Origin of the sequence: Paenibacillus thermoaerophilus (assembly GCF_005938195.1) — a bacterium.
Classification (GTDB): domain Bacteria; phylum Bacillota; class Bacilli; order Paenibacillales; family Reconciliibacillaceae; genus Paenibacillus_W; species Paenibacillus_W thermoaerophilus.
This window is the reverse complement of sequence record NZ_VCQZ01000004.1, coordinates 40,699-54,390: the sequence shown is the minus strand read 5'-3', so window position 1 is coordinate 54,390 and position 13,692 is coordinate 40,699. Positions and strand designations below refer to the sequence as shown.

Annotated in this window: 11 protein-coding genes; 2 read left to right on the top strand and 9 right to left on the bottom strand. The window is 55.4% G+C overall.

Annotation, left to right across the window (positions count from 1 at the left end; translation table 11 throughout):
- Positions 1-148: 148 nt before the first annotated feature.
- Entirely contained in the window at positions 149-2,251 is a 2,103-nt protein-coding gene (locus FE781_RS04275; RefSeq protein ID WP_138788373.1) for a stalk domain-containing protein, read from the bottom strand.
- Positions 2,252-2,632: 381 nt separating this feature from the next.
- On the opposite strand from FE781_RS04275, the gene FE781_RS04270 reads away from it, so the two are divergent.
- Positions 2,633-2,893: a hypothetical protein gene (locus FE781_RS04270; RefSeq protein ID WP_138788372.1), complete on the top strand. Its 261-nt coding sequence runs from the start codon at positions 2,633-2,635 to the stop codon at positions 2,891-2,893.
- A gap of 117 nt (positions 2,894-3,010) precedes the next feature.
- Here FE781_RS04270 and FE781_RS04265 read toward each other — a convergent pair whose 3' ends face one another.
- Both FE781_RS04265 and FE781_RS17385 read right to left on the bottom strand, forming a co-directional pair.
- Positions 3,011-3,325 carry a hypothetical protein gene (locus FE781_RS04265; protein ID WP_138788371.1) on the bottom strand — a complete coding sequence of 105 codons (315 nt, stop codon included), beginning with the start codon at positions 3,323-3,325 and terminating at the stop codon, positions 3,011-3,013.
- 36 nt (positions 3,326-3,361) lie between these two features.
- Entirely contained in the window at positions 3,362-3,541 is a 180-nt protein-coding gene (locus tag FE781_RS17385) for a hypothetical protein (protein WP_170209410.1), read from the bottom strand.
- Between the two features lie 184 nt (positions 3,542-3,725).
- Between FE781_RS17385 and FE781_RS04260 the strand changes: the two genes are divergently transcribed.
- On the top strand, positions 3,726-4,511 hold the full coding sequence (locus tag FE781_RS04260) for an exodeoxyribonuclease III (RefSeq protein ID WP_138788370.1): 786 nt from the start codon (positions 3,726-3,728) through the stop codon (positions 4,509-4,511).
- Here the strand turns inward: FE781_RS04260 and FE781_RS04255 are convergent.
- The 6 genes from FE781_RS04255 to FE781_RS04230 all read right to left on the bottom strand — a co-directional run bounded on the left by FE781_RS04255 (position 4,503) and on the right by FE781_RS04230 (position 13,609).
- Entirely contained in the window at positions 4,503-6,293 is a 1,791-nt protein-coding gene (locus FE781_RS04255; RefSeq protein ID WP_138788369.1) for an ABC transporter ATP-binding protein, read from the bottom strand. The genes FE781_RS04260 and FE781_RS04255 overlap by 9 nt on opposite strands.
- A gap of 13 nt (positions 6,294-6,306) precedes the next feature.
- The gene (locus FE781_RS04250) at positions 6,307-7,113 is read right to left on the bottom strand and encodes a hypothetical protein (protein ID WP_138788368.1); all 807 of its coding nucleotides are present in this window, start codon (positions 7,111-7,113) and stop codon (positions 6,307-6,309) included.
- The gene (locus FE781_RS04245; RefSeq protein ID WP_138788367.1) at positions 7,106-9,592 is read right to left on the bottom strand and encodes an FtsX-like permease family protein; all 2,487 of its coding nucleotides are present in this window, start codon (positions 9,590-9,592) and stop codon (positions 7,106-7,108) included. Before FE781_RS04245 ends, FE781_RS04250 begins: the two co-directional genes overlap by 8 nt.
- Positions 9,589-10,281, bottom strand: a complete 693-nt coding sequence (locus FE781_RS04240) for an ABC transporter ATP-binding protein (RefSeq protein WP_138788366.1) — start codon at positions 10,279-10,281, stop codon at positions 9,589-9,591. Before FE781_RS04240 ends, FE781_RS04245 begins: the two co-directional genes overlap by 4 nt.
- A gap of 219 nt (positions 10,282-10,500) precedes the next feature.
- Positions 10,501-11,148, bottom strand: coding sequence for a response regulator transcription factor (locus FE781_RS04235; RefSeq protein ID WP_138788365.1), 648 nt, complete (start codon positions 11,146-11,148; stop codon positions 10,501-10,503).
- Positions 11,126-13,609, bottom strand: coding sequence for a sensor histidine kinase (locus tag FE781_RS04230; RefSeq protein ID WP_138788364.1), 2,484 nt, complete (start codon positions 13,607-13,609; stop codon positions 11,126-11,128). The genes FE781_RS04235 and FE781_RS04230 overlap by 23 nt, the downstream gene beginning before the upstream one ends.
- Positions 13,610-13,692: the final 83 nt, after the last annotated feature.

Here is a 13,692-nt window from a genome sequence, read left to right as displayed (position 1 = left end):
AAGAATCCGGACCGCCATCTCGCCGGGCGTCCGGTGCCCCGCGAATCATAGGTCACGCCTTCAGCCGTTCGCTCCATTCGCCCACCCTGTCGCCTTCCAGTCAAGCTTCTTCAACGGCGGTCCGCCGCACTCCCGCTCGGACTTCCGCCTATTCCGCTTTCTCGCCGCGTTCGAACTGGCCCGCGTATTCGATCTTTCCGTTCTCGTCGTACAGTCGGCCGCTGCCGTGGAAGACGCCGTTCTCGAACCCGCCTTCGTAGATCAGCCGTCCGAGCTTGTCGAACAGCATCCCTTGGCCGGACGGCTGCTCGTCCTTCAGCCCGCCTTCGTACTTGGAGCCGTCCGGCAGCACAAGCCCTCCCGTCTCCGGAGTCTGCCGGATAAACAAGACGCGCTTGTGATCGTCCCCATCCAGCTTCATGCCGAGCATCTGCAGGATGCCCGCGTACAGATACGTCGTATCGCCGACAAGCCTGGGCGCAAGCGGAAGCTCCTCCCGGCGGCCGTTAAATTCCCCGTACGCCGAACCGATGCTTGCCGAGAACGCCCGGTTCGACCGGCCCGACTTCTCTGCGACAATCCTCTGCCCCTCCGTCTGCCAAGAGATCTTCCAGCCGGCCGCCTCCAACACTTCCCGCATCGGCACGTATAGCGCTTCGTCGTCTATGCCCAGCGGAGGGTGCTCCAGGTTCAGCCTGGCGCCGTCCAAATAAACGGCGATCGGCTGATCGGCGTTCGGCGTAAACCTCGCGTCCAGCTTGCCGTTCCTCGAACCGAACGCCGGCAGAACGGCAACCGCATGAAAGGGCTGGCTCGCGCTTACGTAGATCCAATTCCCATCCCCGCTCGTGCCGATGATACGGAAATAGTGGTACAACCCTTCATACAGCGTCTTCTCTTCCATGCTGCCGGCGTCTAACACCCGGATGCTTCCCGTGTACTGCAACTGATCCGCCTGGTAATCATCGGCCGAATGAACAAGCCGATGCGTCCCGTCCAACCAATGCTCCGACCACCAATTCGCCTCGTAATCCAGTCGTTCCTCGCCCCGGTAAAGCCCTCCATTGGCATAGAGGCGGTATTGGCCGTCGCTGGAAGCCGAATATCCCGACCAGTATTCGTCCGGAATCGGAAGCTGGACGGATCGAATCTCATCCTGTTCCCAGTCGTACGCGTAACGAATCTCGCGATACGACTCCCCATCATGCAGCACAAAGTACACTTGCTTTCCGTCATCGCGGAACTCGACGGCCATTTTACGCCCAAATCCCTGATCGTGCGGCGGCGCACCCTCTATCGATTCTTCGAGCACTCGAGCGGTCCCGGATTCCAGCGAATACAGCATGACGGACAATCCCTCCGTCTGATCCTCATCCCCGACATACAGGAACACATGCCGGCCGTCCTTCGAGAAGCTCGCGCCATGCACGTATCCGTCCACATGAATCGGCACGGCCTGGGCGCTGCCGGGAACCTCGATCCCCGCGGCGGGCCGCTCATAGAAAAAACCTCGGCGATCGGCTACAAAATCGCCCGTTCCCCTATACACGCGATCCAGCTTGACGGGGTACGGGATCAACCGTTTCTCCTCCAGATCGTAGAGCGCGTACAGCCGATCCAGCACGGCGTCGCATTCGCAGAAATCCGTCGGTCGCGATCCGATCAGATAACGGTCGCTATGGCTGAGCTTGAGGAAAGAGTAAGGTTCGTCATAAGCGGCCAGCAGCTCGCGCGACTCGCCTGATGCCGAATACCGCCACAACTGCGTCGGCACCTGAATCGAGGCCATAAAGACCGGAGCTTCTTTAATCCGCTTGCCCCCGCTTGTCAAAGCGCCCCTGACATCAACCCGATAATCGCCGTACAAGTAGGTCCGAATCTCCGCGTTTTTTATCGTGACTTGGACATCGGCCTTCAGCAGCCGGTCGTTCTCCCACCGAAAAAACCATTCCAGCTTGGGCGCATTCGGACTTTGCCCCTCGACAGCTTGCTCGCGGATAGCCGCAGCAACCGACTCGCGATTCATCGGTTCGGCAAATTCGAGCACGTACGTCTGCGGCGAGTCGGATACCAGCGTTCGGATCGGCGCCCTCAAGCGGGGTTCCGACTCCAACCAGATCGACACCGGCTCCTCTGATGCTTGAACCTCCCTGTCGGGGCTTGCGCTTTCAGCCGCCGCAGCGGGTACGGCTATAGCTCCTCCCAGCAGCAGCATGCATAATAGAACTGCAAACACGTTTCGACGATACATCCGGCCTCTACCTCCCGCGATCCCATAAAGTGGTATTTATCTGTATGACGACGGAAAGCGGCCGCAGTTGCGGAACCAATGGCGTACCGAAAGATTTATTTCCGATATCCACAACGCTACTCTTTTATCCATATAGATATCCACATCTTCCACAAGAAACAAACCGCTGTTCCGGCTGGATTGGGAGTTGTGTATCCACATATCCACAACCCCGCAAGAAATTACGTGGGTGCCGGATCGAAATGCAGTCCACCCGCATTTCTTCAAAATCGGCGTTCTCCTGCCGATATAGACGAAATAAGCAGGAAGGCCCGCTCCTTGTTCATAGGGAAGGAACGAGCCGTATGAAGCTCATACGCGGGTATACGAGGAGGAGATCTTTTGCATTTGTTGTCCGTCAACATCCAAGGAAAGAACTATCGACTTGTCTGCAGCGAAGACTTTATTGCGCAGATGGGCAAGGTATCCGCCACCTTCGACATGATCACTCAGGAACTGGAGCAAGCCGGGGATCAACTGTGGGCGATCGGGGACGGAGAGGAGGTGTTCCTGATCGGCCGCGCCTTCTCCTTGTGCTGCGAGATAGCCGGAACGTCCATCCGTCTGACGCAGATCCTGCCGCCGGAGAACGTCATCCTGTAACCTCTTCCGCTATCCGGATGCCGGGAACGTTAGAGCCGACAAACGACAACGCCATTGCCGCCGGATGGTCGTCGTGCGTGTCGGGCAAAGGCGGCTGCGGTCTGCCGGGATGCGCCGTCATCCGCCGGGTTGCTCGTCCGCCGCAATTCCCGGCTTGCGAAAGCTCCTCGCATACAGCGGAGATCCGGTCGCATTCAAGCGAAGCGGGGCTTCGGTGTGGCGTTCGTGAAGCCCGCGAGGCTCTCGCTTCCCTGACGACCGGTTCCTGACCAAGAGCAGCGGAGCCAACTGCTCGGCCTGGCCGGTCTGTCCCGCTTCTCCTTTTTCCTGCCGTTCCTTGCCGATCGCCAGCCAGCTTAATCCTAAGCTGACCGATGTCAGCAATAAGGCGAGAGCCTGAAGCTCCTCCGATGACAACTCCTTTTTCTTCACAGTCTCCCTCCTCTTGTTGGCGTATAGGTTCCATCTCTATATCTCTTCCGCAACAATGGCCGGGAGCACTTCGGCATCGGCCGTTTTTTTCTCCTGTCTGGCTTTCAGAATGGAGAGCAGTGCGACTACATCGCCTATGATGATAAAAACGGCGGACAAGAGAGCGAGATCGTCAGCCGATAATTCCGTCTTACCCGTCTCCATGTTTTTCGGCATTCGGCTTCTTCCCCTTGTTCCCATATACTGATAACAGCCTATGCGGTAAAGTTTTTTCAGCGTGGGCGAATGCACGGTTCCAAAAAATATTAGAGGCCGGCAACCCGCAAAACAAAGACCGCAAGCATGCTCCTATGGTACACTACTGCCAGTAGAACATATGACAGCAGCAGGGTGAGTCGGGATGAAGCTGGTATCCTGGAACGTCAACGGGTTGAGAGCCTGTGTGAATAAAGGTTTTCTCGATTATTTCAAAACGGCGGACGCCGATATTTTCTGCATTCAGGAAACGAAATTGCAAGAGGGGCAAATCTGCCTGGAGCTGGGCGAAGAATACGAGCAGTTCTGGAACTACGCGGAGACCAAAGGATACTCGGGAACCGCCGTGTTCACGCGGCTGAAGCCGCTGTCGGTCCGGTACGGTCTGGAGGAGGACCGCGAGCCGGAGGGCCGGATTCTTACCCTGGAATTCGAAGGGTTCTACCTCGTGAACGTCTACACGCCGAACGCGCGGCGCGACTTGTCGCGGTTGACGTACAGGCTGGAGTGGGAGGACCGGTTCCGGAGCTATTTGCTGCGGCTGGACGCGGTAAAGCCTGTGATCGTCTGCGGGGATTTGAACGTGGCCCACCAGGAGATCGACTTGAAAAACGCGAAGTCCAACCAGGGCAATTCCGGCTTCACCAACGAAGAGCGGGAGAAAATGACCCGGCTGCTGGAGTCCGGCTTCGTCGACACGTTCCGGCACTTTTATCCGGACCGGACGGACGCGTATAGCTGGTGGTCGTTGATGCCCCGGGTCAGAGAGAGGAACATCGGGTGGCGGATCGACTATTTCCTCGTCTCCGAAAGGCTGTGTCCGCTGCTGAAGGACGCGCAGATCGACGCTCACGTCATGGGCAGCGACCATTGTCCGGTGGTGCTGCTGATGGACATGCCAGCTGAGCCGCAGGCGCCGATTTCAACCTGAAGCCCGTGCCCGCATCCGAGCGGCCCCCTCCGCTTCAGTCGCGGCCGGATTTTGTTTGGCATACAGTTCTTTGTAGTACCCGCCCAGCTCCAACAAGCTGCGGTGGTCGCCGCTTTCGATAATTTCCCCGTTCTTCATGACAAAGATCGTGTCGGCCGTCAATACCGTCGAGAGCCGGTGGGCGATCATGATAATCGTTTTATCGCGCTGCATCCGGCGGATGGAGGCTTGAACCAGCTTTTCGCTTTCGTTATCGAGCGCGCTGGTCGCCTCATCCAAGAGGATGATGGCCGGGTCTTTCAGGAAAACGCGGGCAAGCGCAATCCGTTGCTTCTGTCCTCCGGACAGCTTGACGCCCCGCTCGCCGATTTCCGTATCGTAGCCCTTGGGCAACGAGCGGATAAAATCGTGCGCGAAAGCTTTTTTCGCGGCGTCCGCCACCTCTTCGTCCGTCGCGTCAAGCTTCGCGATCATCAGATTGTCCCGCACGGAAGAGCTGTACAAGAAATGATCCTGGGCGACGATCCCCATCTGCCGCCTCAGACTGGATATGGAGTAGTCCTTGATGCTGACGCCGTCGATTAATATTTCACCGCGATCCGCATCGTACATCCGGGTCAGCAGTTGCAGGATCGTGCTCTTGCCGCCTCCGCTTTCGCCGACGAACGCATAGGTCTTCCCTTTCTCCAGCGTGAAGGATACGTTCTTGATCGCGTCATCGCGGCCATTGTAGGAGAAGGACACCTGCCGGAAGCGGATCGACTCCGTGAAGGATTTGAGCTCCACGGGCCGATCCCGTTCTATTACGGTCGAGGGGGTGTTCAGGAAATCAAACACCCGCTGCAAAGCCACGTTTCCTTCCGCGATCGCGGGGAATGCCTGAACGAGAGCCGTTACGGGACTTCTCATCCGATCGACATAAGCGAAGAAGGCCATTAGACTTCCCAGGGTTAAATTGCCGTCCAGGACGGAAAAGCTGCCGACGAACACCACCATAAAAGGCGTCACGTCGTTCAAAACATTAACCGCGGCCAGCGAAACCGCATGAATGCCGACTTGCTTATCCGTCAGCTTTCCATATCGGTCCAAGTGCCGGTCCAACTCTTCCCGATCCCGTTTTTCGGACAAAAACCATTTGGACACGATCGCGCCCTGAATCTTCTCCAAGACAAAGCCGCTCAGCAGGGAACGGTAATTCATCATTTGGCTCGTCGCCCGCTTTAACCTTCTGGAGAGAAGATGAGCCAACGCAAATTGGATGCCGACAAGCAGCACGGATACCAGGGTCAATCTCACATTTAAAGCAAGCATCACGCTTATGATGAAGAACAATACAAGCAGCTCGATCCAGATATTGGACAGGACCGCCATCATCAAGCCTCTAATTTTCTCAATGTCGTCGAAGAAGCGCGCTCCGATCTCGCCGCTCTTGTTGTCCGCCAAATACTTCGGATCAAGCGAATGAACCTTGCTGAAGACATCTTGACGAAGCGCCTTGATGACATTGTTGTTCGCCTTGTGCGTGAAATACTGCCGGACATATTCCATGGGAGCCCGGATCAGGAAACATACCAGAAGCAGAAGCGCGGCGATAAGCAGCAGCCGCTCTGCTTTTTCCGGGACGGACAAGGCATGGCTCTGCAGCAGCTCATCGAACACGTATTTGACCGCCAAAGGAACAAACAGCGGGATCAGAAACCGGAATACGCTGCCGACAAAGCCCCATAGATACAGCTGCTTTTCCTTCATGACATAAGGAATAAACGGACGGAACGCGCTCATTGGAAAAACTCCCTCAGGGAACCTTCACGACGTAGGATACGGTAAAGACCCGTCCGTCTTGTTGGAATTGCCCCCATATCTTATAGATCCCGCTCCGGGGAAAACTCGTCTCGAATACGGCGTTCGGCCCCGTGTTCTGCCCTTCGTCGGCATGAACGTGCACGTAACGTTCGCCATCCTCCGATAAAATCACCACGTGACCGATCGCTCCCAGGTAAGGCTCAAGGTCCGTAACCGGTTGATTCGTTCGATCGTCTTCAATGCAAAAGGTCAGTTTTGTTTCTTGGTTAACCGCCAGACGATCCACGTTAAGAGTAACCCGTTTGCCCTCGACGGTTGTGAGCCAGTACGTCTCCGGCATGATCGGGGTCGGTTCGGCCCGTTGTCCTTCGACTTCGATCCACTTCATCTCCGTCATGGCGTCGCCGCCGGTCGGCTTAAAATCGGCAATCAACCGGTATTCGCCGCCCGCGGGAAACTCATGGCCGATCTCGAACACGCCGTTCCCCTTATATTCGGGATGAATGTGATCGAAATAAGACAAATCCTTGCTGACGACGATCAGATGCAGCAGTTTCTCGTGGGTGACGTCAAAATCGTGAATCGGCTCGCCGTCGTCCTTCCGGATCTCGATCCGGATGGTCCTCCCTTCTCCTTCCCCGGAGCTCGGTCCGCCGTCAAGCGTCCATTCCGTTCGGACATGGTCTTGCATGATTCGTTGACTGACGTAGTCCACGTGCTCGTTCTCCCACGATTCGGACCCGCATGCCGACAACAGCACGGCCAGGCCCAGCAGGATCGGAATCCACTTCTTACTCATAACGTAGCGCCTCGCTTAATCGGGTTTTTGCCGCTCTCCGAGCCGGTGTGAAACTGGACATCAAACTGATGAAAAGACCGAACAAACCGACGGCAAGCAGAATGACCCAGGAAACTCCAAATTGATAGGTTAAGGATTGGATCGAGAAGAAGGTCGACGCCATGTAAATCAGCAGAATACCGAGGATTAAACCGATCACCGTGGCGGTAACCCCGATGCCGAATCCCTCCAGCACAATCATGCGGATGATTTGCCGGCGCGTCACGCCTACCGCCCGCATCATGCCAAGTTCCCGAATCCGCTCCATGATGTTCATAAGCAGCGTATTCGCAATCCCGATGCCCGAGATGACAATCGAGAGAACAACCAGAAGGTTAATGATGCTGAATGAGCCCGTATAGATCGCCCCGATCACGGATACCCAATCTTCCGGTCCGAACATCTCCATGATCCGAACCCCGAATTGGTCGAATATTCTTTCTCTCAATTGCAGAGGGGTCGTATTCTCGTCCTTGATGACCAGCGCGTTTCGCTCATACTTGAGCCCGAAGTTGTCCCGGAATACGTCCTCGCGCATAAAGGCGCCGTAGCCGCTGTTCTTCATCGTCTTGACGACACCCGCGACGGTGAACGGCCGGGGACCGCGGAGAGTCTCAAGCGTGATGGTTTCTCCGATCGTGCCTCCCCATATGCCGTAAGCGATCTGGTCCAGGATCAGTTCCTGTTCATCCAACTGCCGGATCAGCTCGCTATGAGTTGTTCCGGAAACCGCAAACAGCGGGAATCTGTCGATCCACTCCTCCCCAACTCCGTATACGGGAAGCTTGCGTTTCTGGCCGTTTAAGGTCCAGACGGCGGAATACAGGGGGTACGTCTCCGCATCGGCTACGCCTTCGATTTTCTTCAACTGCTCCAAATCCGTTTTTTCAATATGATGAAATTCGACATCCAGGTTACCGCCATAAGAAGAATGGATGACTTGCTCGTAAGTCTGGATGATCGCCGAGTTCAAGGAGCTCATTAAGAGAATCATCGCAATCCCCATGCAGAGAATCACGGAGGTCATCGCCGAACGGCCCGAATTCCGGTTCAGATTGCGAATCGCGACCTCGCCGCTGAATCCGAACAGCAAGCGGTAGACGGGCCGCAACAAGAACGCAAACATTCGAAACAGGTAAGGAAAAACCAGAGCGACGCCGATAAACAACGGAACGATCAGAAGCAGATGCTTGATCCAAAAGCAGGACAGGATCAACAGCGTTCCGGCGACCGGTTGCCATATGCGGAGGCGGCCCGGCTTCGCCGGTTGTTCCTTCAATCCTTCAATTACGCTGACTTTGCCCGCCTGATACATGGGATAGAAGGAGGCCGCGATCGGCACCAGAATGCCGGCCAGCACGGATACGACCAATCCTTTGGCGACCGTCATGCTTCCTTCGTCGTACACACTGAACACCAAGAAGATAACGGCCTTCAGCAGAGCGGCCAGACCGTATCCGACAGCCAACCCCGCCCCCGTCCCGATTACGGAAAGCAGATGCACCTCGAACAGGACAAACGTCCGCAATTGCTCGGGTGTATAACCGATCGTCTTGAGAGAGGCAAACTCGTTTTTTCTCTCTTTTATGCTGACATACAGGGAATGGAAGATGATAAAGGCGCTCAAGGCGATGCCGAGAAACCCGGCGATATACAGCGCGAGAAAGAAGGTTCCCGCATCCTTGAATTGGGAATCGAAATCGATGATGACCGGCTGCATGTAGACATTGTCGTATTGCTTCACCAGCTCATCGACTTGATTCTGGACCGCCCGCATTTCCGCTTCGTTCAGCGCCTTGATCTGGACGTTCTCGATCTGGCCGGCCTTACCGAACCATTCCTGCAAGACGGGCAAGGGAACGGCCACCGACCACGGATGATACTTGGCCATCATCCAACTGGACGGTCCCATCAGCTCGACCGTGTACTTGACGATGGCGGACACCTCAATCTCCCGGATTCCGTTGTCCGTATCAAAGGAGAGCTTATCGCCCACATCGATCTTCCATACGCGGGCGCTTCGGTCGGTAATCACAGCCCCGCCCGATTCCAGGCTCCCTTTGATCAATTTGAAATTGGTAAGCGGCGTATTCAGGCTGCTGTACCCGATCAGATCGACCCTTTTCTGAATGGAGGTAATCCCCTCCTCTTCCCAATGCAGCTTCGTATTTTGTTTTAAAGCGGCGATCGAAGCCGCGTTGTTCAGCTTCCGTACTTGTTCGTATACCTCCTGGGAGAAATACGCTTCCGTCCCGTTCATCGTGTAATCCGCTTTGCCGAAGGCCGATTTCAGGTAAAGGGGAAAAACCTTGTTCGCGGTATCGATGGAGGCGATCACCGCAAACGCAGAGCCGACCCCGATCACAATGGACAAAATCGTCAGGAACGTTCGAAGCTTGCGGCGCATCAGGTTGCGCCATGCGATCTGCCAGAGATTCAACGCCGCTCCACTCCTTCCTGTCCCTCTTGCACGACTTCGCCGTCCCTTAGCAGGATGATCCGATCCGCCGTTTGCGCCGCCTGCTGATCGTGGGTCACCATGACGACGGTGATGCCTTCCTCTTTATTCAGCCGGGACAGGAGCTGCAGCACGTCCCGGCCGTTCTTCCGATCGAGATTTCCGGTCGGCTCATCCGCCAGAATGAGTTGAGGCTTCATCGCCAAAGCTCTGGCGATCGCCACCCGCTGCTGCTGCCCGCCGCTTAACTGGGACGGAAAACGATGTTCGTTCCCTTCCAAGTTCACATCCCGCAGCAGCCGCTGCACTCTCGATTTGATCTCGGATTTGGGAGCCCGGTTGGCCGCAAGCGGCAAAGCGATATTTTCCGCTGCGGTCATCATGGGCAGCAGTTGATAATTCTGGAACACGAAGCCGACCTTGGTCCGCCGAAACAACGTTCTTTCTTTTTCGTTAAGCTGGTTCAGGGTGACGCCATCGACAATGACGCTTCCGGAGGTCGGCAAGTCGAGTCCTCCAATCAACTGCAAGAGCGTGCTCTTGCCCGAGCCGCTGGGCCCCATAATGGCAATAAATTCCCCGTTTCCGATCCGAATATCGGTCTGCTTCAAGGCGGTGAAATGACCCGCTTCCATCGCGAACACTTTGGATACTTGTTCAAGCTTGATCATCCGAACGCTGGCCTCCCCATTGTTAAGATTCGATACCCTGTTTGGCATGAGTTCATCATAAAACAGGAGACGGGAAGCCAACGCGCAAACGATGCATGCCTCCGCGCAAAGTTTTGCGGGTGCCCCGCAACGATCGGCCGGGTGTCGCAGCAAATAAAAAGCAACGGCGCATCGTCCTTGTGTCAAGGATGAAACGCCGTTGCTTTGCAATTAAGCACGTTAATATAAATCCTCCGCGGGAAGAATGCCCAAGCTTTTGGCCTTCTTGATAACCTCCACGCGCGAGCTGACATGCAGCTTCTGAAAAAGCTCCGTCAAGCTGTATTCCAATGAGCGCTGGCTGATCATTAACGTTTTGGAAATTTCCTTGTTGCTTTTCCCTTTCGCCAGCTCCCTCAGCAGTCGGTCCTCTTCTTGCGTGATCGTCGTTTTCTCCTGTCCTTGATCCCCTGCGACCACGATCTCGTGGCGCCTAAGCTGCTTCAAGAGGCGCATCGGTATAATCGCCTCTTTCCTGGCCGCGCAGCGTATAGCCTGGATCAACTGCTCCCGGGTCGATGTCTTGGCAATAAAACCGGAGACTCCCGATTCCATCAGCAGATTGAAATGAGGAGCGATCTCGAAGCCCGAGTATATCAGGATGACGGCATCCGGCACATATTCGAGCACCTTGCGGGTCAAATCCGCCCCGTTCATATTCGGCATGTACAAATCAAACAGGATGACGTCGAATTGCTTCAGTCGCACCAAATCCGGCACGCAATACACGTCCGTTTCTATGGTGACGTGCATATCCGGCTCGGACTCGATCAGCATTTTGGTTCCTTCGACGACAGAACGGTGATCATCGACCAATAAGATTTCCATAGCTTCCACCCTTGAGTTGCGTGTTTGTCGGGAGATCGATTTTAACATGGAATCCTTCCCCGGGAGCGGACTTCAATTCCATTACTCCTTCCAAGCTGAGAACCCTTTTTTCGATGCCGGCGATGCCCATATGCTGAAAGGACCCGCCGTACGCGGACAAGTCCATGCCGATCCCGTTGTCGGAGTAGGAAAAGCAGACCGTATCCGCATGACCGGTCAGCGCCATCGTCACCCTGGAGGCCTTCGAATGTTTGGAGGCATTGTTCAGCAGCTCCTGAACGATCCGGTATATCCCGAGTATTTGTTCCTCGTTCAGCAGACCGTCCAACTGCCCGGCCGAAAAATCGATCTCGTAATTGGAAAACATCCTGGCGTACGAAAATAAACTTTTTAACGATTCGACCAGCCCCATCTTCAGCAGAAAGGGCGGCCGCAGTTCATTGCACGTAATCCGGATCTGGTGAATGGCATCGAGCAGCCCCTCTTCGATCTGGCTCAATTCCTGCTGCGTGTCCTTGTCGAAGGCTTTGAAGGAGCGCAGCGATTCCAGCTTGCGGTACCAGATGATAAGATCCTGCAGAACCGAATCGTGCAGGTCGCTGGACAGCGAGGCCCTCTCCTTCTCCGAGAGCTTGAACAAAAGCCGGAGCATCCATTTCGGCGTTTCGTTGGCCGTGACGTGTTCTTCCAGACGCTTCATGAGGTCTTCGATCCGATGCAGATTATCGTAGAGGATCGTGACATAATGAACCGCCGTTTCCAGCCATTCCTCCTCGATCTTCAGCATCGGCTGAGCCATGCCGATCCGCAGATAGACCGGCTGCTGCTTCTCGCCGATCTTGACCCATCGGTCATGCGGGCACATACGGACCGGCTCCTGCCCTCTCGGCACTTCTTCGATCGAGACGCTTCTGGCCTGCAGGATGGCCTTCACCTCTTCGATCAGTCTGTTCTCCAGCTCCGACACCTTCATGACATTGGCGAGGTCGTTGGAGAACCGGTTCAAGCTTTGCTGCAGCGCTTTGTACCGTTCCTCGCTTTTGATCAGCTCGCGTTCCTCGATTTTTCGTTTCGTAATATCCTTCACGATACCGTGTATCCCGTTGAGTTTTCCCGAGAGGTAGATGGGGACAAACGTGATGCTTACAATCTTCTCTCCCTGCTCCTGCTTCGTGATGCGGCATTCGATATCCCTCGGCTCTCCCTGAGTCATGACGTGGAAGATCGTCTCGTACACCGACGGATGATCCTCATCGACAATTAATCCGAGGAAGCAGCGGTCCGCCAGCTTGTCGATCTGGATGCCCGTGATCGTCTCAAAAGACCGGTTGGCGTTGACGAAATAAAACCGTTCCAACTCGATGGAAAATACGCCGTCCAAGTTATTTTCAAAGAGAGACTTGTATCGCTGCTCGCTCTCCTCCAACGCCCGCTCCGAACGTATCTTCTCGGTGATGTCCAGGATCATGCCGTCGATTCGTTCGATCTCGCCGGCATGGTTCAGATAAGGATGGGCAATCAATCTGCCCCACCGGGTCTCTCCTTCGATATGAATCAGCCGGATGAGCTGGCGGATCGGCAATCCCCTGTCGAGCTTCTCCTTCGCCTCTCCAAAGAGAATGGCGTTGTCCTCGGGATGAATATGGTCGTGCAGACGAATCGGATTCGTCATGATTTCGCTCCGCGGCAATCCGCAAATTTTCTCGATGCTTTCGGAACAGAACGTGTAGGCGCGAAAATCTTTATCCGTTGACCAGACTGCCGCATTGACGTTATCCAGAATGTTTTCCAGCAGTTGCTCCGTTTTTTTTCGTTCGGTGATATCCCTGACCACCGCCACCACAGCCTGTACCTGTCCGTCCCGATCCAATACGGGCTTCACCCGTGCTTCCAGGTAAACCGTATGGCCTTGCGGATGAAGAAGCCGATACTCCGCATCGGTCGGTTGCCCGGATCGTATCGTCTCCACAAACAGGGCTCGCACCCGGTCCCTGTCGTCGGGATGGATGATCTCGAAAGCGTCGGTTCCTTCGTAATCTTCCGTTCCGTAGCCGACCAGGGTTCTTAGCGACGGCGACACGTAACGGACGACGGCTTCGCGATCGACCAGCACGATCGTATCCCACGTATTCTCGGCGATCATCCGGTAATGCTCCCCGGCTTCCAACCGCAGCGGATCGGCTCCACCCTGTCCCGCGCCATCGGTTAACCAGACGGTATAGGCGATGACCCGGTCTTGTTCATCGATAACGGGTATCCTGCTGATCTTATCGAGCTGGAATCCGCCTTGGCCATAGAGAACTTCGCCGTGGTATAACGGCTCGCCCTTGCCGCTGAATTCGCGTTGAAAGGCGGGATTGCCCCAGAGGACCCGTTCGTTGAGGTCGATGACATACACGGGACTGGGTACGCTTTGAAGAAATTGCCGAGCGCTCCTGATCAAATCCGGACCGATTTCCATATTCGTTGTCTCCCCGTTTGACGTCTTCGGGCTTCCATAACCCGGTTATTCCCATTATAAATAATTCAGGGGAAGGTTAGCGC

Excerpts from the sequence above, each read along its gene's own strand:
- FE781_RS04275 (WP_138788373.1), bottom strand. The coding sequence starts at position 2,251 with ATGTATCGTCGAAACGTGTTTGCAGTTCTATTATGCATGCTGCTGCTG.
- FE781_RS17385 (WP_170209410.1), bottom strand. The coding sequence starts at position 3,541 with ATGCCGAAAAACATGGAGACGGGTAAGACGGAATTATCGGCTGACGAT.
- FE781_RS04260 (WP_138788370.1), top strand. The coding sequence starts at position 3,726 with ATGAAGCTGGTATCCTGGAACGTCAACGGGTTGAGAGCCTGTGTGAAT.
- FE781_RS04255 (WP_138788369.1), bottom strand. The coding sequence starts at position 6,293 with ATGAGCGCGTTCCGTCCGTTTATTCCTTATGTCATGAAGGAAAAGCAG.
- FE781_RS04250 (WP_138788368.1), bottom strand. The coding sequence starts at position 7,113 with ATGAGTAAGAAGTGGATTCCGATCCTGCTGGGCCTGGCCGTGCTGTTG.
- FE781_RS04240 (WP_138788366.1), bottom strand. The coding sequence starts at position 10,281 with ATGATCAAGCTTGAACAAGTATCCAAAGTGTTCGCGATGGAAGCGGGT.
- FE781_RS04235 (WP_138788365.1), bottom strand. The coding sequence starts at position 11,148 with ATGGAAATCTTATTGGTCGATGATCACCGTTCTGTCGTCGAAGGAACC.
- FE781_RS04230 (WP_138788364.1), bottom strand. The coding sequence starts at position 13,609 with ATGGAAATCGGTCCGGATTTGATCAGGAGCGCTCGGCAATTTCTTCAA.